Genomic DNA, 25,553 nt, shown 5'->3' with positions numbered 1-25,553 from the left:
GGCGCTGGAAGTATCCATCCAAGCAAAGGTATCGAATGCCGAAGGAAGAAGTCCTCGAGTTTCCGGGTGTCGTGACAGAACTGCTGCCCAACGCCATGTTCAGGGTCAAGCTCGAAAACGAACATGAAATCATCGCCCATACGGCCGGCCGCATGCGCAAGAACCGCATCCGCGTTCTGACCGGCGACAAGGTCCTGGTCGAGATGACGCCCTACGACCTGACCAAGGGCCGCATCACCTACCGCTTCAAGTAAGTTCAAGGACCCGGCCGGGATCGCGATGGGCATTTTGCAGAAGCTCGTGCTTGCCTCGGGTTCGCCACGCCGGATAGAGCTGCTGCAGCAGGCCGGCATCGAGCCGGACCGTGTGTTGCCGGCTGATGTCGACGAGACGCCGCTGCGTGCCGAGCATCCGCGCTCGCTGGCCAAGCGGTTGGCGACGCAGAAGGCCGAGAAGGCGCTGGCCTCGCTGAAGACCGAGACCGACTACGTGCCGACATTCGTGCTGGCCGCCGACACCGTGGTCGCCGTCGGGCGGCGCATCCTGCCCAAGGCCGAGACGTTCGACGACGCCGCCAACTGCCTCGGGCTTTTGTCCGGCCGTTCGCACCGCGTCTATTCCGGCATCTGCCTGATCACGCCGGGCGGCAAGCAGCGCTTGCGGCTGGTCGAGACCAGGGTGCGTTTCAAGCGGCTGCCGCGCGAGGAGATCGAGGCCTACATCGCATCCGGAGAATGGCGCGGCAAGGCCGGCGGCTATGGCGTCCAGGGGCTTGCCGGCGCCTTCGTCGTCAAGCTTGTCGGCTCCTACACCAACGTCGTCGGCCTGCCTCTCTACGAGACGGTGGCGCTGCTCAGCGGCGAAGGCTTCAAGGTGCACGCCAACTGGCTGTCGGGTGCACGGATATGAGCTCGGACGACAAGGTCACGCCGCTGCGTCCCAAGCGGCCCTGCCCGGAATGCGGCAAACCATCGGCGCGCGAAACCTATCCGTTCTGCTCGACGCGCTGCAAGGACATCGACCTCAACCGCTGGCTGAAGGGGGTCTACGTCATCCCGGGCCGCGACGACGAGGATGAGAACGACGACCAGAAATAGCACCGTCCACCTGCGGTTTTCCACAGGCTTGGGACGGTTTCGCAGCCGCGATCGTGACCGATGATCGGCCTTGCGGACTGCCTGTCGCTTCTGACTGAAATCAATGTCCGGAACCTGTTCCATCCGGGTAGTGTCGGACGGAACAGGTTTTGGCGTTTTGTCTGAGCATGATCTTTTCCGAAAACCGGATTCCACTTTTCGGGATCATGCTTTTTGTCTGAGCATAATCTTTTTCCGAAAACCGGATTCCACTTTTCGGGATCATGCTCTAAGCGCTGGACAGGCCGAATTCCCGTGCTATAACCCACGCGCTTTCAAGGGGTGCCGACGGCGCTTTCATGAACCCGGTGTGCAGATTGCCGCCTACCGGAGCAAGCCCAGATAGCTCAGTTGGTAGAGCAGCGGACTGAAAATCCGCGTGTCGGTGGTTCGAATCCGCCTCTGGGCACCATCCACCTCCGGTCCATTCTGGACACATAGGTTACGGTTTATACCGGAGACATAGGTAACACTTTTGGCCCGAAAGGGTTTTGGAGTGGTTCGGGCCTACATGTCTCATCGTCGAAATAGCCCAGATCATAGTCCAGGAAACTGACCAGCCAGATATGGTCCTCGGCCTGTTTGATGCCGACGGTCTGGCCTGCGAAGACCTGGCCGAGGTTGATCTTTTTGTCCAAAAACCTCATCCGACTTTTTCGGCTGGCATCCAGAAAGCCCGCTTCTGCACTCAGCTCCACCGACAGGGAAACCTTTGCCGAAATTGACTGTTGTAGCTCCAAGACAGAGGAGAAGGTTGAATGGCTTCCGTCCGATACATCGTTGCGGACGTCGATGAGGCGGCCGCATTCTATCGAGACTATCTCGATTTCAAGATCGAAATGCGCAATCCGGGCAAGTTCGCCGCGCTGCTGCGTGACGACTTGACGCTGTATCTCAGCGCCCCAGGTGCGGGGAGCGGTGGTCAGGCGGGCGGCGTTCCGAAGCCGGGCGGGTGGAACCGATTTATGATCGTTACGAAGGGACTCGATGTGCTCATTGAGCGGTTGCGCCGGGCTGATGCAAGATTCCGCGGCGACATCAGCGACGGCGGTGCCGGTCGCGCCATCTTGCTCGAAGATCCATCGGGCAACGTCATCGAGCTATTCGAGTTCAAGAAGGACTGAGCTTGAACAAATAGCCGGTGGTTGAGGGAATACGAATTCCCGCGATCAATGTGGATTGCCGCGCGTTTGCGAGTTGTTACTCCATAGTTCGACTCAGAACCACGCAGAGGAGCGCGAGCCCGAGCACGACCGTCGTCACGACGTTGACCCTTTCGGCTTTGGCGATTGCTGTCGCCACGTCGCTGCCCTGGTCTCCTGTTGCAGAGCCCCGGATGTTCCCGACCAGGTGGACCCACTTCCTCTCGGCGATCCGATTGGCCGATGCACCGAGAAACAGCGCCAGTATTGCCAAGCCTACGCTCAGCGTTGTCCACACGCCGCGGGCACCGGCCACGTACATCCACATGCCGGTCGCAACCGTCAGAAAGGCCAAGACGGCATAGAAGGGGCCGGTGCCGTAGCGTCGCGCGAGCGTCTGCAGGAATCCGACGCCGGACGGCCCCGCTTGAACGACGGCGGGGGCTATGACCACCACATAAAACACGGCTGCGCCGAACCAAGTCCCGAGCAAGGCAACAAAGATCGGAATCAGTGGGTTGGTCGGTTCCATGATGATATCTCCTTTGTCTCATCCCAGGCCGTTGAAATGGAGTTGTCACATCGGATGAGCCTCCTCCGTCATCACTGTGACGGACAGCGATGGGAAAATGTGACAGATGGAACCTGATGAATGGCTGGCAGAGCGCTTCGAAGCTGACCGCACGCGTCTGCGGAAGGTTGCATACCGCCTGCTCGGTTCATCGACAGAGGCCGACGATGCAGTGCAAGAAGCGTGGCTGCGCCTCAGCCGCTCAGATGCCCGGAGCGTCGACAATCTTACCGCTTGGCTCACTACTGTCGTTGCGCGCGTCTGCCTCGACATGCTGCGGGCGCGCAAATCACGCGCGGAGACTCTGCAGGCGCTCTCCGCGTGGGGCGCGGATTCGGGAGACGCCGCGGACCTCGACAAGGAATTAGCGATTGCCGATTCGGTCGGCCTTGCGTTGAGTGTCGTACTCGAAAAGCTTGCTCCTGCCGAACGTGTCGCCTTTGTGCTGCACGACGTCTTTGATGTGCCCTTCGAAGAGATTGCCCCTATCGTCGCCCGCACCCCGGTCATGGCGCGGCAACTGGCAAGCCGAGCTCGTCGTCGCATACGGGGTCAGCCCACTGTTTCCGCTGCTGAATTGAACGGGCGGCGGCGGCTTGTGGATGAGTTTCTTAACGCAGTTCGTTCCGGCAACATTGATGCGATCGTGGCCCTCCTCGACCCGGACGTCGTTATCCGTGTTGATTCGTCTGCGGCTCCTGACGGAAGAGCGGTGGAAGCACATGGGTCCACAACAGTTGCGAGGGGGGCTCTTGCCTTCGCGGCACGTACGCAATTCGCGACGCCAATGCTTCTGAACGGGGCGCCAGGGATTGTTGTGGCGCCGACCGGACGTGCGCGATATGCACTGACGATAGACGCGGCAGGGGAGAAAATCCGAGCCATTGAAGTGATCGGCGATCCCGCTCGCCTGAGTCAGATCGATTTTGCCACGCTCAATTCACCAGATTAGCACAAGTCGCGACTTATGATTTGTCGCTACATCCAGCTGCCTGCCGTTGCCGATGGCGTGCGAGAATTATCTGGACCATGGCGCCGGCGACGCCGGTCAAATGTCGATGAAAAACGTCTTCGGCATCTCGGATCCCGCTCTGGCCACAACCTACAGACCGAGGGCGCAGCCGTCCTTGCGCGGTTCAGAACCGCCCAGCAGGGTCCCGTTTGCCCAATCGATGCGAATGGCCTGCGCACCTCCGATCGGGTCCGTGGCAGGAATGATTTCGAAACCGCGTCGGCTAAGTTCAGCTGGGGTTTCGCCAGCGAGCCCGTGTTCGGCCTGGACCTTCATCGTGCCGCTGACAGGGGCGATCCGCGGCAGATCGATCGCCTCCTGCAGATCCATCCCGAAGTCGAGCACTTTCGTCAGCAGGTGCGCATGGCCCATTGCCTGGTAGTAGCCACCCATGACGCCGAAAGGCATTTCTGCCCGGCCGCCTCTCGCAAGCATCCCGGGTATGATGGTATGCAAAGGTCGCTTGTTCGGCGCCACTGCATTAGGGTGCCTGGGGTCAAGCGAAAAGCTTTGCCCGCGATTGTGCAAGACGACACCGGAGCGTGGCGAGACCAGGCCCGAGCCAAAGCTGTCGAAGACCGAGTTGATGAAACTGACCGCATTGCGATCCTTGTCGACAACGGAAATATAGACCGTGTCGCTGTGCAGCGGCATATCGAACGCCGGCAGATCCGCGCGGGCGCGCTTTAGGTCAATCATGCCGGCCAGACGATCGGCCCAGGCATTCGACAACATGTCGGCCACCGGGACCTCGGACATGTCGGGATCGGCGACGAGCAGGTCACGCGCGGCGTAAGCGAGGCGCGTTGCTTCAATTTCCAGGTGAAGCCGGTCCGCGGATTGCGGATCGCCGTGGGCTTCGAAGCGCGAGAGGATGTTTAGAATCAGCAGGGCGATCACACCCTGGCCATTCGGCGGACATTCGAACACATCGCAGCCTCGAAACGCCGCGCTGATCGGGGTCACGTACTCACCTGTTGCCGCGGCGAAATCTTCGAGTGTGTGCAATCCGCCGAGCCCACGAAGATAGGCGACCATGTCTTCGGCCACAGGGCCAGTGTAGAAGGCCTCTCGTCCCTTCTTGGCGATCAGCCGCAGCGTTGCAGCCAACTCAGGCTGGCGATGCACTTCGCCAACGTCTGGCGCGCGGCCGTTTGGCAGGAAAATCCGTTTCGCCGTAACATCAGAGGCCAGAAGTTCTTCTTCCAACGCCCAATCACGATGGACCCGCGGTGAAATGGCGTAGCCTTCCTCGGCGAAACGTATAGCGGGGGCCAGAATTTGATCGAAGGGCATATGTCCATGATCAGCGTGCAATCTGGTCCATGCATCGATGGCTCCCGGGATGGTGACGGAGCCAGGAGAATTGCGGACCACTTCGGCCATGCCACGTTCGAGGAACCAGTCAATTGTCAGGGCGGCGGGTGTCCTGCCCGATCCGTTGTAGGCGATGACCTCGCCGGATCCGTTTCGCGACAGAAGAGCGAAGCAGTCGCCTCCAATGCCGGTCGAGGCTGGCTCGACGACACATTGCACGGCGCAGGCTGCGATGGCGGCATCCATGGCGTTGCCGCCGGCCGCCATGATCTCCACCGCCGTCAGGGTCGCCGACGGATGAGAGGTGGCGGCCATGGCCTCGCGTGAAACGACAACCGAGCGCGTTGGTTTCTCAAAATTTCGCATGCTATGCCCTTCTGGTCGTGCTCAAGAGGCGGCGTCGCTCATCGTCGAGGGGCGGTGCCGCAGATGCCGCGACATCCAGTATTCGAGTGCCGCCAAGGCACGGATGATCGCGAAGTTCAAAGTGAGATAAATGGCGCCCGCGCAGATGAAGACTTCAAAGGCGCGGTAGGTCTGGGAGATCAATCCCTGGGCAATTCCAGTCACCTCCATCAAGGTTACGATGGAAGCCAGAGACGTGCCCTTGATCATCAGGATGATTTCATTGCCGTAACTCGGCAGCGCCTGGCGAAAGGCCAGCGGCAGGATAACATGCCGATAGGTCAAACAGGTGGACAGGCCGACAGACCGGGCCGCTTCGACAAGGCCGTGTGGCACCGATTGAATCGCGCCGCGCAGGATTTCGCTGCCATAGGCGGTGGTGTTGAGTGTCAGCGCGATGATTGCGCACCAGTAGGGTTCGCGGAAAACGGCCCATAATCCAATTGCCGACAGTTGGTGCCGGAACTGACCAAGGCCATAATAGGTCAGAAAAATCTGCACCAGCAGGGGCGTCCCCCTGAACACGGCAACGAAGCCACGGATCGGCAGGACGACGAAGGGCGATTCCGATTGCTGGGCAAGCGCCAATGTGACGGCAAGAACGAAGCCGGCAACGATGGAAGTCAGGGCCAGTTCCATCGTAAGCGGCAGGCCGGCGAGTAGTTTCGGCAGGATTTCGAGGAAAAACCTGAAATCTATCATGCCGACCGGACGCGCCACGGCGCCTTTCGTTCCAGACGGTAAAAGGCATTGCCCGTGACGGAAGCGATAGCCAGATAGAGCAAGGCTGCAGCAATGTAGAAGATGAACGGTTCACGGGTCGAACCTGCGGCGATCTGTGCCTGGCGCATCAGTTCAACGAGGCCGATTACCGATATCAGCGACGAGTCCTTCAGAACCAATTGCCACACATTGCCGAGGCCTGGCAGCGCGTATCTCAGGAGCTGGGGAAAAATAATCTGGCGCAGCCGCTGCAGCCGGTTGAGACCAAGCGCGCAAGCGGCATCGTGCTGTCCCTGGTCGATGGCGACGTAAGCCCCTCGATAGACCTCGGCTTGATAGGCGCCCGAGATGATTGCGATAGCCAAGGTTCCAGTGGCAAAGGCCGGAACGCCAACGAATCCGGACCCGCCCAGGCTATGACCAAGCGAGGTCAGGGCGACACTACCTCCATAGTAAAGCAGATAAATGGTCAGAAGGTCGGGCACGCCCCTGAAAACCGTGCAATAGCCAAGGGCCAAGAACCTTAGCAGTTGGGAGTTGTGGAGACGCCCGGCCGCTGCCAGCCCGCCAAATACAGCGCCAAGCGCAAAGCCCAGCACAGACAGGAGCACTGTGATCGAGGCCGCCATGAGAAGAGCAGCCCCCCAACCTCCGTTCTGGAAACCAAGCAGCCGGAATGCGTCAACCATTAATACCCCCGGCAGGACGAACGGCTCAGCTCCGAAACGGGTCAGGAATGGCCGTTCGCCGGCAAGCGCCTACTTGACTGGAGTGACGTCGCTCTTGAGCCATTTAAGCGACAGGGTTTTGATCGTGCCGTCGGCGGTCGCGGCGTCGATGGCGCCGTTGAGCATGTCTTTCAGCTTGGTGTCCTCTTTGCGGATACCGGCCCCGGAGCCAAGACCGAAGAGACCCCCGACAAATCCTGGTCCTGCAAGCGTATAGTCGCTGAACTCCGGTTTGCTCACCGTGGCAGCCAGCGCTGTCTGCTGTGCGAAGAGCGCGTCGATGCGACCCGCGGCGAGATCGAGATCGTGTTGCTCGGTGGTCTTGTATTCGCGAATCTCGGCGACGTCCGAGAAGTATTTTTTCACAAATTCGAGGTTTGCCGTCGCAGCCTGAACTCCAATGATCTTTCCCTTCAGCAATGGCTTGAGCCTGTCGATTGCCGCCTGCGCAGAGGCTTCATTGTCCAGCTTGAACCGCTCGTTGGAAATGCCGAGCTTGCCCAGTTCGCTATCCTTGGCGACCGCGAAACCTGAGGGATCCACGGCATATGGCTGGGTAAAATCGATGACCTTCAGACGTTTTTCAGTGATGAACATGCTCGCTATGATCACGTCGAACTTGCCGACGGTCAGCGCGGGGATCATGCCGTCCCAGTCCTGTGCGACGATCTTGCACTCGATCTTCATTCGCCCGCACAGATCATTGGCCAGATCGACCTCGAAGCCGTCCAGTTTGCCGTCGGCCGTTGTGAAGTTCCAAGGCGCGTAGGCTCCTTCGGTGGCAATGGTAATTGCCTTTGGCGTTTCTTGTGCGACAGCGGCCTGGACCAGGCCGAACAGGACCGACGCAATGGCTGCGATGCGGCTAATTTTCATGTCAATCTCCTCTTTTGCCGGTATGGCAGTTCCCTTCCGTCGTGCCGGATTATCTTCCGGCTTCAACGATTTAGATGGTATTCCTAGCGGCGGCCGGGACTTGCAAAGCTAGCCAGAAGCGGCGCTGTCTCGACGATATGATCCCGCATGACGATCTCTGCCTTGCCGGCATCACCTGACCGCAACACCTCGATCAGGATCTCGTGCTCGGCGCGCGCGCTGGCCGGTTTGTCGACATAGTCGAACCAGATGCGCAGGTAGGGCTCGATCACGACGTGCAGGCTGGCAATCTGCCGGACCAGCTTGGCTCTGTTGCTCAATTGGCAAATCTGCAGATGGAAGGCCTGATGGCGCACGACCCAGTCGCTGCTGCCGGTCTGGCTGGCGCGCTCCATCCGGTCGAGCTGGCGTTCCAGTTCTTCAAGCACTTCGACATCGATGTGCGGCATGGCAAGCCTCACCGCCAACCCTTCGAGCACGGAGCGTATTTCAAAGGTTTCGTAGATCTCATCGAGGGTAAGCCCGGCGACGATGCAGCCACGGTTCGGGCGAATGACCACAAGACCTTCCGCAGCCAGTTGGCGGAATGCTTCGCGAACCGGCATGCGGCTCATGCCGATTTCCGTCGCGATCTCTTCCGGGATCAGCCGGTCCCCGGCCCGGTAACGCCCCATCCTCAGGGCCCGCTGAATGTGGCGATAAGCCTCCTCCTCGGCGGTCGTGATACCCAACGGCTCGATTGCGTCTGCTGCCACGTCCTTGGTCCGGTCAAAGCGTATCTGTGTATCCACTTATCCAGTTGTCGAGACCTGTGTCAAGCACAGAAGCTTGCGCGCGTTAGAATTTCTCTTGTGAGAATAAGCACTTGATAGGGAAAGTCGGGCAAGCGCACCGTAATCAGCTAAGCCGCTGATCGGCCGCTTTTCGACGCCCACGGGTCGGAAACCTTCGACGCCACCGAACTTTACAAAAAGGCCCGCCGCCCCATTTGCGAAGCGGCGAGGCCCCATATCGGGGACGATCGCCGGAGTGTTCCCCGGCATTGCTTACAGTGCAATTCAGGTGCCAGAATTGTTGACCCAAAACGGGTCACCGCACCGGAGGCGCGAGCGCGGACATTCCGCGATCACGCTACTGCCGCGCATTGCCATTCCTGCTACGTTACTTTGCGGCGGATCTGATTTTTCCGCCTGGCCGGCGCCCGATCAGGCAACTTACCCCAACGCGCCCCCCAAGTGGCGCCGGCCATTTTCACAACCCTGGAGCGCGGGTGCGCCGGCGACGTTAGGCTCTCAGCACCTATGGCAATCCGCCAGCGAGCCGCTTTGTCCAGCCTGCAACCATCAGTCCGCACGCAATTCCCACGCAGTCAGCAACCCAGTCGAACAGATCCGGGTCGCGCCCTATCAGTTGCACGGCCTGAAGCCCCTCGATCGCTGCGCCCGTGAGAACGAGCAGTACGATCAGCTTCGCCTTGCGTTCCGGCCAGCCGAGACTTCCGAGAGCCGCCAAGACGACGAAGGCGGCGGCGTGATTGAGCTTGTCGTGATCAAACGTGAAAGCCAGGCCAAGACCCAGCAGGAGCTGCTCCGGCAAAAGGGCGAACAGCAGAACGCCGGCAAACGCGGCCGGAAAGGCAATCCTTGCCACGATCTGATAGGAATCCAGGCGCAACAAGGATAAAATGGCCTTTCGTCCGAAATCTGCGGGGGAACACCACCGGCCAGAGCGAGCGCGGCGTCCAATTTCCGCCGTCGGGGCGTCCGGTGCATCGTCAGAATGAATGAATGCCTCGGGTCAGCCGCTGCACAGGCGGGCTCGTGGCGAGTGCAATAGGCCAGCGGCAGCTTCCGCGATCACGCAATTCCCTGCCGCGCTGACCCGGCTACTATCTGGCTGCGGCGGACCTGATTTCCGCTTGGCCGGCGCTGCGTCGGGGCACCTCATCCATGCCACACGAATTGGCGCCGGCCAGAATTCCACCGATTGCGCACAGCGTCAAAAGCCCGCCGCCCTGTCGGACGACGGGCTCCGTTGCCTGGGCGCCAGGGCGCCGCGGTAGCGACTGATGCTACGAATGCTCCCGCAGGTCTCCAATATGCTGCTGCCGAACGGCGTTGCGCATCGGCTAAACAAACGAAGCCCGCGCCTCTGGCGGAGGGCGCGGGCCGACCGGGTTTGCACCCCGATCTGCAGCAGAAACCCGGGAGGTTCCCGCTGCTTAGGATAACAATTAGAGACTTCTAATGTTCCAGTCTAGAGAAGATGCGGCTGCACCAGAAACCTCATGGTCGGCGCGATGACGATCGAGGCGTCAGTTCGTGCGCAAGTCGATCTGGAAAATACGCTCGTCGAAATGCCGCGTTTCGACGGCAAAGGTCAAAGCCACTTCAAGGACCAGACCGCCACGGTCGTCCCGGACCTTGACTGCAATCCTGCGGTGAGGAAGGCCATCCCTGGCCATCTCGGCCAATGTGCGAAGGGCTTCTTTCCTGACCAGCGGGAAATCGTCATATAAGGTTCCCTGATCGTCGGAATAGACGATTCCGTCTTCATCGGAATCAAGGAAGTAGCGGGGCATTGCGCTTGGCCGAAGCTCGGCATCCGGGAACGTTGTCGGCCGATGGCCGCGATCTCGGCCAATCGCGATCAGTGCCTCTCCACCGTTGGCTTCGCCACCATCTCACTTGCGCTCGCGCAATGCCTTCACCGCCTGCGAGAGGATCATCCGGTCACCGCCGGTCCTTTTGATCAGCTTGCTCACCTGGCTGGGCGAAACACCATTTTCCCGCGCGAAATATTCGACCTCGTAATACTCATCCACCGAAACACGCTTGCGGTCGCTGAAGTCTCGCTTGCTCTTGTCGTCGGCCATTTCTGTTCTCCTCGCCCCTTCTCTTCGGGGGTCAGCTTTGATGCACGCAGCAATTTGAGGGTTCGCTCGCCGCAAGGTGACGGGCGAACCTATCGGCGCAGGAAGGGACAGGCTGCGCAGCAGCCGGGTTGGATCGGAGTGGAAACAGCCAAGATCGGTGCGAGCAACCGTCGACTTTTCCATGGAATCCTCCCGGAACGTGCAGCCAGCAACGGCTAGGCGCCGCCGCGGTTCCGGGTCACGCGGCGAACCCACCCTTTGCGCGCAAGGATCAGACTTAGGTCCTGCGGCAACACGTCGGTTGGTCCCTGCCGGACGGGACCGAAGCCCCGTCGACGGAACGTTTTCAGCTGCCTTCCGTTCGAGTGAGCCTTGGCGTGAAGAGCGGACCGAGTTCGCAAAGGAGACGACCATGAGAATGCATTTATCCACCGCAGTGGCGGGATTTCTGCTGCTGGCAGGCGTCGGCGCCGCTGCGGCGCAAGACGTCGTGATCGAGCCGGAGCAGGAAACGGTCATCAAGGAGTATGTGAAGAAGCAGCCGCTGGCCTCGGTGAAAATCCCTGGGGTGGAGCTCAATATCGGCTCGACGCTTCCCGATACCGTCGAGCTTCATGAGGTCCCCAACGTCAAATACCGCTATGTCGTCGTCGACAACCGCACCGTCGTCGTCGACCCCGGCACGCGCAAGATCGTCAAGATCATCGAGTGACGTGAAATTCAGGCAGCCGTCACCCGCCGCTCAGAACGAGCGGCGGGTGACGTTTGCGTTAGGCGGCTCCGCGGCGTCGTCGCTCGGCAGGAACCCGCCGTACATGGACGGCCGGGGGTCCTCACAGGCAGTTTCAATGCGAACAATCAGCAGACTTTTCGATTCCCATGACCAGGCCGCGCGTGCCGTCGAAACGCTTCAGGCGGCAGGAATTGCGCGCCACCAGATCAGCGTCATCGGACCCTACGATGATGAAATCGGCGCCGTCTTGCGCGGTCCAGGCAGCGGTGCCGCCCTTGGCGCGGCGGCGGGTTTGTTGGCCGGCCTCGGCGCCTTCGATATCCCAGGCATCGATCCCGTCGGCGCGGGATGGCTGGCATCGGCCCTCGTCGGCGCGGTCCTGGGCTGCGTTGCCGGCAGGCTTTTCGACACATCGTCCGCTAGCGGCAGGCAGCCAGGCCGGCGGGATGCCGAACAGGGTGTGATTCTGGTGCTGGCGCATGTCGATGAAAGGCAGGCCGACACCGCACAGGCGGTGCTTGGAGCTTCCGTTCAGGCAACGCAGTCTTTGGCCAGAGCGGCATGAAGATTCAACTCCTGCAAAGCGCTTGACCAGACCGCACAGCGGGGCGATCAAGGCACGCACCCAAAAATCTCTGGCAAGCCGCCGCCAGAAAGTGTTGAACACCGTGCCAATCACATTCGGCGAGCGGTTGCGCTCGGCGAGGCTTGATGATTTGCTGTCGGTTTGCGGAGAACGAATGATGCATGAGCCTGTCGGTCAAGACGAATATGGGTCGACCAGCCCGTTCGATCCGGACGATCTGTCGAGGTTGAACGCAATCGGCCCGAGCGCCGGCGGCAACGATTTCGAAAAATACGCAGTCGCCGTGATCATCGTGTTCGGCGCCCTGATCATCGGCGGCCTGATGGCTGCCGGCTTGAGCTTCGGGCGCCGCAGCACCTTCTTTTTCGCGCTTGGCGGCGCCACTGCAGCATGGATATCCGGCAATGCGCTTCTGCTCGACCGGCCGCGCATCTACGCGCTGTTCGTCGGCATCGCGGCGCTGATGCTGATTGCGTCGACAATCGCGCTGGTCACCTGAAGCAAGGCGCAATCTTCTTGTTGACCATGATCTTATCCGAAAACCGGTTCCCACTTTTTGGGGTTTAATACCCGATAGCCTTGCCGGCTGCGGCGCGGCTGTCGATGGCGCCATTGTAGCGGGCGCCGCCACCCTTCTCGATTTCCGCCAGGCTCTTGCCGCCGACCAGGATGCCGGCCGCCTGGCCCCAGGTCGTGTCGGCAAGATCGAGACGGTAGCCCATGCCGGTAAGCAGCTTTTCGGTATCGGGCGACAGGCCGAAAGGTTCGATATAGACCGTGTCGGGCAACCATTGGTGATGGATGCGCGGTGCGTCGATGGCCTCCTGGATGTTCATGCCGTGGTCGACGACGTTGACGATCGCCTCCAGCGTGATGGTGATGATGCGGGAACCGCCGGGGCTGCCGATGACCATGAACGGCTTGCCGTCTTTGGCGAGGATGGTGGGGCTCATCGACGACAGCGGCGTCTTTTTCGGCGCGATCGCATTCGCCTCGCCCTGGACCAGGCCATAGAGATTGGGCACGCCGGGTTTCTGGGTGAAATCGTCCATCTCGTTGTTGAGCAGGATGCCGGTGCCGGCGGCGACGACGCCGGCGCCGAACGAGCCGTTCAGCGTGTAGGTTACCGCGACGGCATTGCCATCATTGTCGATGATCGAAAAATGCGTCGTCTCGCTGCTCTCGCCAAAGCCCTTCGGCATCAATTCCTGCGAGACGCCGGCCCGGAACGGATCGATCTTTTCGCGAATTTCCCTGGCGTAATTCTTGTCGAGCAGTTTTGCGACCGGATTGTCGACGAAGCCGGGATCGCCGAGCGCCGAATTGCGGTCGACATAGGCGTGGCGCATCGCCTCGACCATGACGTGAACCGTCTCGGCCGAACCGGCGCCGAGATAGGACAGCGGGTAGAACTCAAGCACGTTGAGGATCTCGCAGATGATGACGCCGCCGGAGCTTGGCGGCGGCGAGGAAATGATCTCGTAGCCGCGATAATTGCAGGTCACCGGCTTGAGCTCGCGCACGGCATAATTTTCGAAATCCGCCTTGGCCAGAATGCCGCCCTTCTCGCCGCTCGCCTTGACGATGGCGTCGGCGATCGCACCTTTGTAGAAGGGATCCACGCCGCGTTCCGAAATCGCGGCAAGCGAGGCCGCGAGATCGGCCTGGATAAGGCGCTCGCCGACGGCATAGGGCTTGCCGTCCGGCTTGAGGAAAATGACGGCCGCCGCTGGGTCCCTGGCCAGCCGCTCGGCGCCGCCCAGGAGCGAGGCCACATCGCCCTGCTCCAGCACGAAACCGTCCTTGGCATAGCGGATAGCCGGCGCCAGCAAATCCTGCCGCGTCAGCGTGCCGTATTTCTCCCGCGCCATCTCGAAGCCGGCCACCGAACCGGGCACGCCGACCGCCAGATAGCCGTCGAGACTGGCGCCCTTTACCGGCTTGCCGTCCTTGTCGAGATACATGGTTTTGGTCGCGGCGAGCGGCGCGCGCTCGCGGAAATCGACGAAGGTCGAACGGCCGTCCTTGAAGCGGATGGTCATGAAGCCGCCGCCGCCGATGTTGCCGGCGGTCGGGTAGACGACAGCCAGAGCGTAGCCGACAGCGACCGCTGCATCGACCGCGTTGCCGCCCTTCTTCAGCACCTCGACGCCGACTTCCGACGCCAGATGCTGGGCGGTCACCACCATGCCGTGCTCGCCCTTCGCCGGCTGCGGCGAGGCGGCAAAGGCGAGGAACGGCACGAAGGTCAGGGTGAGGGAAAGGGTGACGGCGATTAGGGTTCGGCGGGTGTTGTGCATGGCCGTTCTCCGAGGCGTGGGTAGGCCTAGGAAACGCGCCTGGAGAGGTTGAGTCTACTGACATTAATGGGAAGATATGGCGAGGCTTGCGCCTTCTATCGACACCATTCATGGCACCCATTCATGGCGGAGAGGAACCCAAGCTGAAATGAAGCCACGATCCAACGCTGACAAGCAATTTTGTTCTTGCTTTGTGCCGGCAGCTATGCTACTAATTTGGGTATGGTGCTATTTGGCTCCAACGACCCGCCTCAGGCGGGTTTTTCATTTTCACCAGCATCAAACAATCCCGCCGCCGACGCTCGCCACCGCCGGCCGTTCCGCTGCAACCTTCGCCCGGTAGCCGGCGGCGCGGTAGGCGGCGACTGGATCGATGGCGCCGCCTGTCTTCAGCCGTGCCGTGGCAAGTATCGGCTCGACATCGGTGCGATAGGCTATCTTCAACGTCTGCGTCGCCATCAGCGCGTCGTTGGTATCCTGGAAGCCTTCGAGCGCCCTGCGGTCGACCAGCAGCGCCTGCGCATAGGCGCGCTGCACTTCTATCGCCGACAGCATCAGGCTTTCGATCGGATCGGTGATGTTGTGGCTCTGGTCGAGCATGTGGGCCGGATCGAAGCCTTCGGCGCCTGAAAGCTCGGCATCGACCAGTTCGTTGAAGACCAGAAAGAGGCGGTAGGGATCGATCGAGCCGGCGTCGAGGTCGTCGTCGCCATATTTCGAATCGTTGAAGTGGAAGCCTCCGAGTTTTTTGAACTGGATCAGCCGCGACACGATCATCTCGATATTGACGTTGGGGGCGTGATGGCCGAGGTCGACCAGGCAGAACGCCTTGTCGCCAAGCTCTTTGGCGATGATGTAGTTGGTGCCCCAATCCTGCACGACGGTCGAATAGAAGGCCGGCTCGTACATCTTGTGCTCGGTGAACAGCTTCCAGTCGTCCGGCAGCCCGGCGTAGATCTCCTTCATCGCGTCGAGATAGCGCTCGAATGCCTTGGCGAAGTTGACCTGGCCGGGGAAGTTCGAGCCGTCGCCGATCCACACCGTCAGCGCTTTCGAGCCCAGCGTCCTGCCGATCTCGATGCATTCGAGGTTGTGCTCGACCGCCTGCCGGCGTGTTGCTGCATCGGCATGCGACAGCGAGCCGAATTTATAGGAAAGCTTCTGGTCGCTGGCGTCGGAGAAGGTGTTCGAGTTGATGGCGTCGAAGCCGAGACCGAAGCGGGATGCCGCCTGCTTCAGCCGGTTCGGATCGGCCTTGTCCCAGGGAATATGCAGCGAGACGGTCGGCGTCGCCTGCGTCAGTTGCCGGATGACGGCACAGTCCTCGATCTTGTCGAAAATGTCGCGCGGCTCGCCAGCGCCTGGAAAACGGGCAAAGCGGGTGCCGCCGGTGCCGACGCCCCAGGACGGAATGGCGACCGCGAATTTCTCGACCTTGTCTCTGACAGCGTCGATGGCGATGCCGCGGCGGTCGAGGCGCTCGCCGAGAGAGTCGTAATCGCGCTTGAGGTCGGCGTTGCGCGCGGCATTATGCTTGTCGACGAGGTCGACGGAGATGATGGTTTCGGACATGGTTCCTCCCAAATGCGTTCGGTTGGCGCTGCCCCTTACCCGCCTGCCGGCACCTTCTCCCCCGGGGAGAAGGGTAAAGTTCCGGCCTCGGCGCCAACCCCTCAAAGACGGTCGCTTATCGCGTAAAACTCTGTGCGTTGCCGGCGTCGACGTTGATGATGTTGCCGGTCGATTTTGCCGACATATCGGAGGCGAAGAAATAGATCGCTTCGGCGATGTCCTCTGGGAATACCGAGCGCTTCAGCATCGAACGCGAGCGGTAATGCTCCTCGAGATCGTCGGTCGACATCTTGTAGGCGGCGGCGCGCTGTTCCTTCCACTCGCCGCTCCAGATCTTCGAGCCGCGCAGCACGGCGTCGGGATTGACGACATTGACCCTGATCTGTGCTTCCGCCCCTTCCAGCGCCAGGCAGCGTGCCAGATGGATCTCGGCGGCCTTGGCCGTGCAATAGGCGGCGGCGTTGGGCGATGCGGCAAGCCCGTTCTTGGAAGCGACGAAGACGATGTTGCCGCCGATGTTTTGCGCCCGGAACAGCCGGAACGCTTCGCGCGAAACCAGGAAATAGCCGGTCGACAGGATGTCCATGTTCTTGTTCCACAGCGCCAGCGTGGTGTCCTCGATCGGCGCCGAGGTTGCCAGGCCGGCATTCGACACGAGGATATCGATGCCGCCGAATTCGACCGCCGTCTCGGCAAAACCGGAGATCACCTGGTCCTCGGACGTGACGTTGATGACGACGGGCCGCACGAAATCCTTGCCATAAGCCTTGGCAAGCTCCTCATTGGCGCTGGCAAGGGCTGCTTCGTCGATGTCGGCCAGCACGACGCACGCGCCTTCGCGCAGCAGCCGGTTGGCGGTGGCCCGGCCGATGCCGCCGGCGCCGCCGGTGACCAGCGCGATCTGGCCGGCAAGGGCCTTTGGTTTCGGCAGGCGCTGCAGCTTTGCCTCTTCGAGCAGCCAGTATTCGATGTCGAAGGCTTCCTGGTCGGGCAGGCCGACATAGGCCGACACCGTCGAGGCGCCGCGAATGACGTTGATGGCGTTGACGTAGAATTCGCCTGAAATGCGCGCCGTCGCCTTGTCGCCGGCGAAGGTGAACATGCCGACGCCGGGCACCAGATAGACCACGGCGTTGGGATCGCGCGCCGGCGGCGAATCCGGGTGCTTGCAGCGGTCATAATAAGCCTGATAGCCGACGCGATACTCCGCCACGTCATCGGCAAGACGGGCAATGACGGCATCGACGTCGGGATTTTGAGGGTCGAACTCGATGACCAGCGGCCGGATCTTGGTGCGCAGGAAATGGTCCGGGCAGGACGTGCCGAGTGCCGCCAGCGGCCGCAAATCCCTGGAATTGACGAATTCGAGCACGGCAGGCGAATCATCGAAATGGCCGAGCTTGTGGCTGTTCTCGGAGATCAGGCCGCGGATCCTCGGCATCAGTTTTGCGGCCACGGCGCGACGCGCCGGCGCATCGAGGGATTTGACGACTTCGCCGCCGAAGATCGGCTTGCCCTGGCTCTTGCGCTCGAACCAGTCGATTGCCTGATTGATAACCGAGATCGTGGTCTCGTAGCATTCCTTCGGCGTGTCGCCCCAGCTGAACAGACCATGGCTGGCCAGCACGACGCCCTTGGCGTCGGGGTTCTCGAGGCAGAATTTCTCCAGCCACAGGCCGAGTTCGAAGCCCGGACGTTTCCATGGCAGCCAGCCGATCGTGTCGCCGAAGATCTCCTTGGTCAGCGCCTGCGAATCCTTGGCGGCGGCAATGGCGATGATGGCGTCGGGATGCATATGATCGACATAAGGCTTCGGCACGAAGGCATGCAGCGGCGTGTCGATCGAGGCCGCGCGCGGGTTGAGATTGAAGGTGCAGTGAGGCAGATAGCCGACCATCTCGTCTTCATGTTCGAGGCCGCGATAGAGACCCTTCAGCGCCCGCAGTTTATCCATGTACAGTGTGGCGAAGCCGTCGAGCTTGATCGAGGCGCTGTCGCCGCCCGAGCCCTTGACCCACAGCACTTCCACGCTTTCGCCGGTGAGCGGATCGTTTTGCCAGATCTTGGAGGAGGTGTTGCCGCCGCCATAATTGGTGACGCGCTTGTCGGAGCCAAGGACGTTCGAGCGATAGACCAGACGTTCCGGTTCGCTCATTGCTTGCGCTTTTGCGTTATCCCAAAGATTGGCGAGGCGCGTGCCGGAGCGCTTGTCGAGCATAGGTATCCTCCCTTTGGGACACGCAAACGGCGCCGGTCCCTTTTGTACGAATTTCTACGCAAGCGGCTGTCTTGTCAATCACAAACGATCAATATCAGTCATATTGCATTGCACAATGAAATTATCTGATCGGAAATGATTGACACTGCGCGCTTTGGGTGCCTAGATGCTCAAGCAGGGAGGAACCATGCACGAGAAAGAGCGCCACAGGATCATTTTGTCCGCCGTCCAGGAAAAACCTGTGGTGACGGTGCAGGAGATGGTCGACCTGACGGAGTCGTCCGAGGCGACGATTCGGCGCGACATCGCGGCATTGCACGTGCAAAAACGCCTGCGCCGGGTGCGCGGCGGTGCAGAGGCGCTTTCGCCGCCGCAGTTCATCGGCCTTGCCGGCCGGCCCTTTTCCGTCAACGAGACCATCAACGCTGCGCAGAAACGGGCAATCGCGCGGGAAGCCGTGGAACTCTGCAAGGATGGCGAGCCGATCATCATCAATGGCGGCACCACCACCTTCCAGATGGTGCATTTCCTGACCGGCCGGCGCATGCCGATCTTCACCAATTCCTTTCCGATCGCCGAGCACCTGCTCAGACATTCCAAGAACACGGTAATGCTGTCGGGCGGCACCATCTACCGCGAGCAGAACATCATCCTGTCGCCCTTCGACAATGACGTGACGCGCAATTTTTACGCGCGCCGCATGTTCATGGGCGCGCAGGGACTGGGACCGCTCGGTCTGATGGAAGGCGACCCGCTGCTGATCCAGGCCGAGCAGAAGCTGATCGACCAGGCAGACGAGTTGGTGGTGCTGGTCGATTCCTCGAAGTTCCGCAGACGCTCGAGCCTGATCCTGTGCGGCCTGTCGCGCATCGCCACGGTGATCACCGACGACGGCATCGAGGATCGCGAAGCCAAGATGCTGGAGACCGCCGGCGTGACGCTGATCATCGCCCGCACAACGGCAAGCAATAAAGAAGAATCTTCGCTGCAGGCCTGAGAAAACTCACGCCCGCAGCGGCGATGGAATGCAACGCTCAAGGGAGGATGTTCGATGAGCTTCTTTAGGAAATTGATGGTTACGGCGGCGTTCTCCGCCGCCATGTTCGTGAATGCCGCCTATGCTGAGAACGTCAAAATCGCGCTGGTGGTGAAGTCGCTCGGCAACGGCTTCTTCGACGCCGCCAACAAAGGCGCCGAAGAGGCGGCCAAGGAACTAGGCGATGTCGACATCATCTACACCGGCCCGACCAAGGCGACCGCCGAAGCGCAGATCGAAGTGGTCAATTCGCTTATCGCACAGAAGGTCAACGCCATCGCCATTTCGGCGAACGACGCCGACGCGCTGGTGCCGGTGCTCAAGAAGGCGATGGAGCGCGGCATCACCGTCATCTCGTGGGATTCGGGCGTCGCGCCGGAAGGACGCCAGCTTCACCTCAACCCCTCCGACACCAACCTGATCGGCGAGACCATCATCAAGCTTGCCGCCGACTACCTGCCTGAAGGCGGCGACGTCGCCATCCTGTCGGCTTCGTCGACCGCGACCAACCAGAATGCCTGGATCGACGCGGCCAAGAAGGTGCTGCCGGAGAAGTTCCCCAAGATCAAGCTCGTCGCCACCGTCTATGGCGACGACGACTCGGCCAAGAGCACGGATGAAGCCAAGGGTCTTTTGAAGTCCTATCCGAACCTCAAGGCGATCATCGCACCGACCACGGTCGGCGTCGTTGCCGCCGCGCAGGTGGTGACCGATGAAGGCCTGATCGGCAAGGTCAACGTCACCGGCCTGGCGCTGCCGTCGGAGTTCAAGAAGTTCATCGACAATGGCGCCAGCCAGGCGGTTGCGCTGTGGAACCCGATCGATCTCGGCTACTCCGCCGTCTACCTCGCCCACGACCTGGCGGTGAAGAAGGAAGAAGCCAAGCCCGGTGCTACGCTGTCGATCGGCCGCGTCGGCAAGGTCACGCTCGACGACACCAATTCGGCTGCCATGGCTCCGCCCTTCCAGTTCGACAAGTCGAACATCGAAAAGTTCTCCAAGATCTATTGATCCTGGAGCCTTCGAAACGGTGCGGCGGGGCTCAGGTCCCGCCGCGCTTTCAAACGAACCTTGTTTCAGGGCTTGATACGATTATGGACACGACAGCCCAACACGAAATGGCAAAGGAAGCGCCTTTGTCTTCCGGACCGCGCCTGACGCTGTCCGGCATCTCGAAAAGCTTTCCCGGCGTGCGTGCGCTGCACGACGTCCGCCTGTCGCTCTATCCCGGCCAGGTGACCGCGCTGATCGGCGAAAACGGCGCCGGCAAGTCGACGCTGGTCAAAATAATGACCGGCATCTACCAACCGGATGCTGGCACCATCAGCATCGACGGCCAGCCGGTCACACTGCCCAGCGCCCACGCCGCGTTCGGGCATGGCATCACCGCCATCCACCAGGAAACCGTGCTGTTCGACGACCTGACGGTGGCCGAAAACATCTTCCTCGGCCATGCGCCGCGCACGCGTTTCAAAACCATCGACTGGCGCACCATGCGCAAGAATGCCCGCGAGGTGCTCGATACGATGGGCGCCGGCCATATCGAAGCCGACGCCAGGCTGAAGGATCTCGGCATCGCCAACAAGCACCTCGTGGCGGTTGCCCGCGCCATGTCGATCGACGCCCGGATCGTCATCATGGACGAGCCGACGGCAGCGCTTTCGATGAAGGAGATCGAAGAGCTTTTCCTGCTGATCGAATTCCTCAAGAACGACGGCAAGGCGATCCTGTTCATCAGCCACAAATTCGATGAGATCTACCGCATCGCCGACCGCTATACCGTGTTCCGTGACGGCGAGATGGTCGGCGAAGGCCTGATCAAGGACGCCGGCCAGAGCCAGATCGTGCGTATGATGGTCGGCCGCTCGGTCGATCTCATCTTTCCGCAGCGCAAGGCCGAGATCGGCGCGCCGGTGCTGGCCGTCTCCGGCCTGTCGCACCCGACCGAGTTCGACGACATAGGCTTCGAGCTGCACAGGGGCGAAATCCTTGGCTTCTACGGCCTTGTCGGCGCCGGGCGCAGCGAGGTGATGCAGGCGATATCGGGCATCACCCGCACCAGCCGCGGCACGATCACGCTGGAAGGCAAGGCAATCGCGCCGAAATCGGCGGCGGATTCGATCGATGCCGGCATCGTCTATGTGCCGGAGGAACGCGGCAAACAAGGAGTGGTGATCGGCCTGCCGATCTTCCAGAACGTTTCGCTGCCTTCGCTCAAACGGACATCCAAATCCGGCATATTGCGGCTGGCCGAAGAGTTCGCGCTGGCCCGTTCCTACACAGAGCGGCTCGATCTGCGCGCCTCTTCGCTCAGCCAGGACGTCGGCACGCTGTCGGGCGGCAACCAGCAGAAGATCGTCATCGCCAAATGGCTGGCGACCGCGCCCAAGGTGATCATCCTGGACGAGCCGACGAAGGGCATCGACATCGGCTCCAAGGCGGCCGTGCACGGCTTCATGGCCGAGCTCGTCGCGCAAGGCCTGTCGGTGATCATGGTGTCGTCCGAACTGCCGGAAATCCTCGGCATGTCCGACCGCGTCGTCGTCATGCGCGAGGGCCGCATTGCCGCGGTCTACGACAATAAGGGGCTCGACGCCGAAACCTTGGTCAGGACGGCAGCGGGGATCGCGTCATGAAGGCTTTTCTCAGATATCGCGAGGTCTGGCTGCTGGCGGCAATCGTCGTGCTGATCGGGCTGATCTCAACGCGGTTTCCAGGTTTTGCCGATCCGGCCAATCTGCGCCAGGTGTTCAACGACACGTCGATCCTGATGATCCTGGCGCTCGGCCAGATGGTCGTCATCCTGACCCGCTCGATCGACCTGTCGATGGCTTCCAACCTCTGCTTCACCGGCATGGTGGTGGCGATGCTGAACGCCGCGCATCCGGCGATCCCGATCCCGCTGCTGATCGTCATCGCACTGCTGGTCGGCCTCGTGCTCGGCGCCATCAACGGCCTGCTGGTATGGCGGTTGAACATTCCCTCGATCGTGGTAACGCTCGGCACCCTCACCATCTACCGCGGCGCCACCTTCGTCATATCAGGCGGCGCCTGGGTCAACGCCGACCAGATGAGCGCTGAGTTCATCGGCCTGCAGCGCGCCGCTTTCCTCGGCATTCCGGTTCTGTCCTGGATCGCCATACTGGTCATTGCATTGTTTTTCCTCGTGATGACGCGCACCGCGCTCGGCCGCTCGATCTATGCCATCGGCGTCAACCCGACCGCATCGGTCTATGCCGGCATCGATGTCGGCCGGACGAAATTCATCGTCTTCTGCATCTCGGGGATGATCGGCGGCCTCTGTGGCTATCTGTGGATTTCGCGCTACGTCATCGCCTCGGTCGAGGTCGCGAATGGTTATGAGCTCAATATCATCGCCGCCTGCGTCATCGGCGGCATTTCGATTGCCGGCGGCATCGGTTCGGTCGGCGGCGCGGTGCTCGGCGCGCTGTTCCTCGGCATCATCTCCAACGCGCTGCCGGTGATCAACATCTCACCCTTCTGGCAGATGGCGATTTCAGGCAGCGCCATCATCCTGGCCGTGGTGCTCAACGCGCGCGGCGAACGCCGGCAAGGCCGCATCATTCTCAAGAAGGCGGAAGCGGCATGACCGACACCCCTGCTCCACGCCACATTCCCGACCGGCTCGACAAGCCATTCACTGCGGCGGTCTTCTCCTGGGAGGCGCTGCTCGTCGCGGTGGCGGTCGCCATCTTTGCCGTCAACAGTTTTGCCTCGCCCTATTTCCTCGACGCTTGGTCACTCTCGGACCTGACCTTCAACTTCACGGAAAAGGCGCTGATCGCGCTGGCCATGGCGCTGCTGATCATCTCCGGCGAAATCGACCTGTCGGTCGCCGCCATCATTGCGCTGGCGTCAACGATGATGGGCATGGCAGTGCAGGCCGGCGCCGGCACTCCGGCGCTGGTGGCAATCGGCCTCGTCGTCGGGCTCGGCTGCGGCGCCTTCAACGGCGTGCTCGTCACCAGGCTCGGCTTGCCGTCGATCGTCGTCACCATCGGCACGATGAGCCTGTTTCGCGGCATTGCCTTCATCATCCTGGGCGACCAGGCCTACAAGGGCTATCCCGCGAGCTTCGCCTTCTTCGGCCAGGGCTATGTCTGGTGGGTGGTGTCGTTCGAACTGACGCTGTTCCTGATCGCGGCAGTCGTCTACTGGTTCCTTCTGCACCGGACGAGCTTCGGCCGCCGGGTCTTTGCCATCGGCAACAACCCGGTCGCGGCGCAGTTTTCCGGCGTACGTGTCGGCCGCATCAAATTCATCCTGTTTTGCTTGACCGGCCTGATGGCGGGCATCGCCTCGGTGCTGATCACCTCGCGGCTCGGCTCGACCCGGCCGTCGATCGCGCAAGGCTATGAATTGGAAGTCATCACCATGGTGGTGCTTGGTGGCGTCAGCATCCTGGGCGGGGCCGGCAGCATAGTGGGCGTCGTGCTCGCGGCCTTCATCATGGGGCTGGTGACCTTCGGCCTCGGCCTGCTCAACGTGCCGGGGATCGTCATGTCGATCTTCATCGGCCTGCTGCTGATCATCGTCATCGCGCTGCCGATCCTGTGGCGGCGCGTGCGGCGGGAGCGCTTTACCTGATGCCCGAGAAATACGCGTTCAAAATGAAGCTCAATCCCGGCATGAAGGCCGAATACAAGAGGCGTCATGACGAGATCTGGCCGTCCCTCGTCGCGTTGCTGAAACAGGCCGGCGTATCCGACTATTCGATCCATCTCGACGAGGACACTAACATACTGTTCGGCGTGCTGTGGCGACGCGATGGCCACGGCATGGACGAATTGCCGAAGCATCCGGTGATGCAGCGCTGGTGGGCCGAAATGACCGACATCATGGAGACGAAGACAAACAACGAGCCGGTGGCGGTGCCGCTGGAAACAATGTTCCATATGGAATGACCCGTCACGTCGCCGTCATCGATATCGGCAAGACCAACGCCAAGGTGGCGCTGGTCGATCTTGCCACATCAAGCGAAGTCGCGCTGCGGCGGGTCGCCAACGCGCCCGTTCGACAAGGGCCGTACCCGCATCATGACGTCGAGCTTCTGTGGTCGTTCATCCTCGGCAGCCTGGCCGAGATCGATCAAGAGCATTCCGTCGACGCGATATCGATCACCACTCATGGCGCGACGGGAGTGCTGGTCGATGCATCAGGCGAACTGGCGCTGCCGGTGCTCGATTACGAATTCGACGGACCGGATGCCCTTGCCGGGGACTATGACACGATCCGTCCGGCATTCTTCGAGACCGGCACGCCGCGCCTGCCTGCCGGCCTCAATCTCGGCGCGCAGCTGTTCTGGCAGCAGAAGCGCTTTCCGGCGGATTTCGCCAGAACCGCCGCGATGCTGATGTATCCGCAATACTGGGCCTTGCGCCTGACCGGCGTCGCCGCCAGCGAGGTGACTTCGCTCGGCTGCCACACCGATCTATGGAACCCGTGGAAAGCGGATTTTTCCTCGCTGGTCGACCGGCTGCAATGGCGCCGGCTAATGGCGCCGATGCGGCCGGCCAAGGACCGCCTGGGGCCGATCCTGCCCGCCCTTGCCCGACAAACCGGCCTAGACCCGCAAACGCCGGTGTTTTGCGGCCTGCACGATTCGAACGCCTCGCTGCTGCCGCATCTTCTGTCCGACAAGCCGCCTTTCTGCGTTGTCTCGACCGGCACCTGGGTGGTGTCGATGGCGATTGGCGGCAACAAGGTCGGGCTCGACCCGGCACGCGACACGCTGGTCAATGTCAACGCGCTCGGCGATCCCGTGCCGTCGGCGCGCTTCATGGGCGGCCGTGAGTTCTCCCTGCTGACCGAGGGCCAATCGGAAGACTGGACGGAAGACGATGTCGCCGCGGTGCTGGCGCACAAGACAATGCTGCTGCCTTCCACGCAACAGGGCTCGGGGCCGTTTCCACATCACGCCGCCGCATGGCTCAGTGCCGAAAGCATCACCACCGGCCAGCGCTTTGTCGCCATCTCGTTCTACCTGGCGCTGATGACCGCGACCTGCCTCGACCTGATCGGCGCGGACGGTCCCACCGTCGTCGAAGGACCCTTCGCCCGCAACCGGCTGTTCACCCGCATGCTGGCTGCGGCGACTGCGCGCGCCGCCATTGCCTCCGAGGCTGCGACTGGTACCAGCATCGGCGCCGCCTTGCTGGCGTCGGACCAGGGGACACCGCAAGGCAGAGGCGAAAGGACCGAACCGTCGGCCGATCCGGTCTGGACAAGTTACGTGCGCTCCTGGCGTTCGGCGGTCGACGAACGAGCCTGACCGCCGAGCTCATGGCGTCCTGATGTTCGGA

Annotated in this window: 27 protein-coding genes, 1 tRNA gene and 1 pseudogene; 16 read left to right on the top strand and 13 right to left on the bottom strand. The window is 61.5% G+C overall.

The window, feature by feature from the left end; translation table 11 throughout:
- Positions 1-35: 35 nt before the first annotated feature.
- From infA to NKH42_RS09200, 4 genes are all read left to right on the top strand, one after another.
- Positions 36-254, top strand: a complete 219-nt coding sequence (gene infA / locus NKH42_RS09215) for a translation initiation factor IF-1 (protein ID WP_006200926.1) — start codon at positions 36-38, stop codon at positions 252-254.
- Positions 255-279: 25 nt separating this feature from the next.
- Positions 280-909 (top strand): Maf-like protein, encoded by a 630-nt coding sequence (locus NKH42_RS09210; RefSeq protein ID WP_352702192.1) that lies wholly within the window; start codon positions 280-282, stop codon positions 907-909.
- Complete coding sequence (gene yacG / locus NKH42_RS09205; RefSeq protein WP_352702195.1) at positions 906-1,097, top strand: DNA gyrase inhibitor YacG; 192 nt, start codon at positions 906-908, stop codon at positions 1,095-1,097. Before NKH42_RS09210 ends, yacG begins: the two co-directional genes overlap by 4 nt.
- A 375-nt stretch (positions 1,098-1,472) precedes the next feature.
- Positions 1,473-1,548, top strand: a tRNA-Phe gene (locus NKH42_RS09200).
- A gap of 37 nt (positions 1,549-1,585) precedes the next feature.
- Here NKH42_RS09200 and NKH42_RS09195 read toward each other — a convergent pair.
- Positions 1,586-1,771, bottom strand: a pseudogene (locus tag NKH42_RS09195) (IS481 family transposase); the annotation flags it as partial.
- Between the two features lie 123 nt (positions 1,772-1,894).
- Here NKH42_RS09195 and NKH42_RS09190 point away from each other — a divergent pair.
- A complete protein-coding gene (locus NKH42_RS09190; protein WP_352702230.1) occupies positions 1,895-2,260 on the top strand; it encodes a VOC family protein in 366 nt (121 codons plus the stop codon).
- Positions 2,261-2,336: 76 nt separating this feature from the next.
- On the opposite strand, the gene NKH42_RS09185 is transcribed toward NKH42_RS09190, so the two are convergent.
- Positions 2,337-2,810 (bottom strand): hypothetical protein, encoded by a 474-nt coding sequence (locus tag NKH42_RS09185; RefSeq protein WP_352751525.1) that lies wholly within the window; start codon positions 2,808-2,810, stop codon positions 2,337-2,339.
- 106 nt (positions 2,811-2,916) lie between these two features.
- Between NKH42_RS09185 and NKH42_RS09180 the strand changes: the two genes are divergently transcribed.
- A complete protein-coding gene (locus NKH42_RS09180; RefSeq protein ID WP_352751524.1) occupies positions 2,917-3,801 on the top strand; it encodes a sigma-70 family RNA polymerase sigma factor in 885 nt (294 codons plus the stop codon).
- Between the two features lie 150 nt (positions 3,802-3,951).
- On the opposite strand, the gene ggt (NKH42_RS09175) is transcribed toward NKH42_RS09180, so the two are convergent.
- From ggt (NKH42_RS09175) to NKH42_RS09140, 8 genes are all read right to left on the bottom strand, one after another.
- Positions 3,952-5,544 (bottom strand): gamma-glutamyltransferase, encoded by a 1,593-nt coding sequence (gene ggt, locus NKH42_RS09175; RefSeq protein ID WP_352751522.1) that lies wholly within the window; start codon positions 5,542-5,544, stop codon positions 3,952-3,954.
- Between the two features lie 21 nt (positions 5,545-5,565).
- The gene (locus NKH42_RS09170; RefSeq protein WP_352506235.1) at positions 5,566-6,285 is read right to left on the bottom strand and encodes an ABC transporter permease; all 720 of its coding nucleotides are present in this window, start codon (positions 6,283-6,285) and stop codon (positions 5,566-5,568) included.
- On the bottom strand, positions 6,282-6,995 hold the full coding sequence (locus tag NKH42_RS09165; protein WP_352506218.1) for an ABC transporter permease: 714 nt from the start codon (positions 6,993-6,995) through the stop codon (positions 6,282-6,284). Before NKH42_RS09165 ends, NKH42_RS09170 begins: the two co-directional genes overlap by 4 nt.
- 69 nt (positions 6,996-7,064) lie before the next feature.
- Positions 7,065-7,910 carry a transporter substrate-binding domain-containing protein gene (locus NKH42_RS09160; protein ID WP_352751578.1) on the bottom strand — a complete coding sequence of 282 codons (846 nt, stop codon included), beginning with the start codon at positions 7,908-7,910 and terminating at the stop codon, positions 7,065-7,067.
- Positions 7,911-7,993: 83 nt separating this feature from the next.
- The gene (locus NKH42_RS09155) at positions 7,994-8,665 is read right to left on the bottom strand and encodes a GntR family transcriptional regulator (RefSeq protein WP_352506217.1); all 672 of its coding nucleotides are present in this window, start codon (positions 8,663-8,665) and stop codon (positions 7,994-7,996) included.
- Positions 8,666-9,209: 544 nt separating this feature from the next.
- Entirely contained in the window at positions 9,210-9,587 is a 378-nt protein-coding gene (locus tag NKH42_RS09150; RefSeq protein ID WP_352686698.1) for a VanZ family protein, read from the bottom strand.
- A gap of 637 nt (positions 9,588-10,224) precedes the next feature.
- Positions 10,225-10,491 (bottom strand): DUF6894 family protein, encoded by a 267-nt coding sequence (locus NKH42_RS31220; protein WP_352686701.1) that lies wholly within the window; start codon positions 10,489-10,491, stop codon positions 10,225-10,227.
- Between the two features lie 102 nt (positions 10,492-10,593).
- The gene (locus NKH42_RS09140) at positions 10,594-10,968 is read right to left on the bottom strand and encodes a DUF3606 domain-containing protein (protein WP_352686704.1); all 375 of its coding nucleotides are present in this window, start codon (positions 10,966-10,968) and stop codon (positions 10,594-10,596) included.
- Positions 10,969-11,197: 229 nt separating this feature from the next.
- Between NKH42_RS09140 and NKH42_RS09135 the strand changes: the two genes are divergently transcribed.
- The 3 genes from NKH42_RS09135 to NKH42_RS09125 all read left to right on the top strand — a co-directional run bounded on the left by NKH42_RS09135 (position 11,198) and on the right by NKH42_RS09125 (position 12,603).
- On the top strand, positions 11,198-11,497 hold the full coding sequence (locus NKH42_RS09135) for a DUF1236 domain-containing protein (RefSeq protein WP_352686707.1): 300 nt from the start codon (positions 11,198-11,200) through the stop codon (positions 11,495-11,497).
- A 136-nt stretch (positions 11,498-11,633) separates the two neighbouring features.
- A complete protein-coding gene (locus tag NKH42_RS09130) occupies positions 11,634-12,083 on the top strand; it encodes a hypothetical protein (protein ID WP_352686710.1) in 450 nt (149 codons plus the stop codon).
- Positions 12,084-12,258: 175 nt separating this feature from the next.
- Positions 12,259-12,603 carry a hypothetical protein gene (locus NKH42_RS09125; RefSeq protein ID WP_352702240.1) on the top strand — a complete coding sequence of 115 codons (345 nt, stop codon included), beginning with the start codon at positions 12,259-12,261 and terminating at the stop codon, positions 12,601-12,603.
- A gap of 64 nt (positions 12,604-12,667) precedes the next feature.
- Here the strand turns inward: NKH42_RS09125 and ggt (NKH42_RS09120) are convergent, their stop codons facing one another.
- The 3 genes from ggt (NKH42_RS09120) to NKH42_RS09110 form a co-directional block, all read right to left on the bottom strand.
- A complete protein-coding gene (ggt, locus tag NKH42_RS09120; RefSeq protein ID WP_352702242.1) occupies positions 12,668-14,404 on the bottom strand; it encodes a gamma-glutamyltransferase in 1,737 nt (578 codons plus the stop codon).
- A 279-nt stretch (positions 14,405-14,683) separates the two neighbouring features.
- Positions 14,684-15,976, bottom strand: coding sequence for an L-rhamnose catabolism isomerase (rhaI, locus tag NKH42_RS09115; RefSeq protein ID WP_352506211.1), 1,293 nt, complete (start codon positions 15,974-15,976; stop codon positions 14,684-14,686).
- Between the two features lie 115 nt (positions 15,977-16,091).
- Complete coding sequence (locus NKH42_RS09110) at positions 16,092-18,194, bottom strand: bifunctional rhamnulose-1-phosphate aldolase/short-chain dehydrogenase (RefSeq protein WP_352738466.1); 2,103 nt, start codon at positions 18,192-18,194, stop codon at positions 16,092-16,094.
- A 187-nt stretch (positions 18,195-18,381) separates the two neighbouring features.
- Between NKH42_RS09110 and NKH42_RS09105 the strand changes: the two genes are divergently transcribed.
- The 7 genes from NKH42_RS09105 to NKH42_RS09075 all read left to right on the top strand — a co-directional run bounded on the left by NKH42_RS09105 (position 18,382) and on the right by NKH42_RS09075 (position 25,522).
- Positions 18,382-19,191, top strand: a complete 810-nt coding sequence (locus NKH42_RS09105; protein WP_352702247.1) for a DeoR/GlpR family DNA-binding transcription regulator — start codon at positions 18,382-18,384, stop codon at positions 19,189-19,191.
- 54 nt (positions 19,192-19,245) lie between these two features.
- A complete protein-coding gene (rhaS, locus tag NKH42_RS09100; protein WP_254820009.1) occupies positions 19,246-20,241 on the top strand; it encodes a rhamnose ABC transporter substrate-binding protein in 996 nt (331 codons plus the stop codon).
- A gap of 83 nt (positions 20,242-20,324) precedes the next feature.
- Positions 20,325-21,866: a sugar ABC transporter ATP-binding protein gene (locus NKH42_RS09095; protein WP_352751516.1), complete on the top strand. Its 1,542-nt coding sequence runs from the start codon at positions 20,325-20,327 to the stop codon at positions 21,864-21,866.
- Positions 21,863-22,840 carry an ABC transporter permease gene (locus NKH42_RS09090; protein WP_254820007.1) on the top strand — a complete coding sequence of 326 codons (978 nt, stop codon included), beginning with the start codon at positions 21,863-21,865 and terminating at the stop codon, positions 22,838-22,840. Before NKH42_RS09095 ends, NKH42_RS09090 begins: the two co-directional genes overlap by 4 nt.
- On the top strand, positions 22,837-23,838 hold the full coding sequence (locus tag NKH42_RS09085) for an ABC transporter permease (protein ID WP_352751514.1): 1,002 nt from the start codon (positions 22,837-22,839) through the stop codon (positions 23,836-23,838). Before NKH42_RS09090 ends, NKH42_RS09085 begins: the two co-directional genes overlap by 4 nt.
- Entirely contained in the window at positions 23,838-24,155 is a 318-nt protein-coding gene (gene rhaM, locus NKH42_RS09080; protein WP_352751512.1) for an L-rhamnose mutarotase, read from the top strand. The genes NKH42_RS09085 and rhaM overlap by 1 nt, the downstream gene beginning before the upstream one ends.
- Positions 24,152-25,522 (top strand): FGGY-family carbohydrate kinase, encoded by a 1,371-nt coding sequence (locus NKH42_RS09075; RefSeq protein ID WP_352751511.1) that lies wholly within the window; start codon positions 24,152-24,154, stop codon positions 25,520-25,522. Before rhaM ends, NKH42_RS09075 begins: the two co-directional genes overlap by 4 nt.
- The last annotated feature ends 31 nt before the right edge of the window (positions 25,523-25,553 follow it).

Origin of the sequence: Mesorhizobium sp. M1142 (assembly GCF_040318565.1) — a bacterium.
Classification (GTDB): Bacteria; Pseudomonadota; Alphaproteobacteria; order Rhizobiales; family Rhizobiaceae; genus Mesorhizobium.
This window is presented reverse-complemented; position numbering and strand designations above follow the sequence as displayed.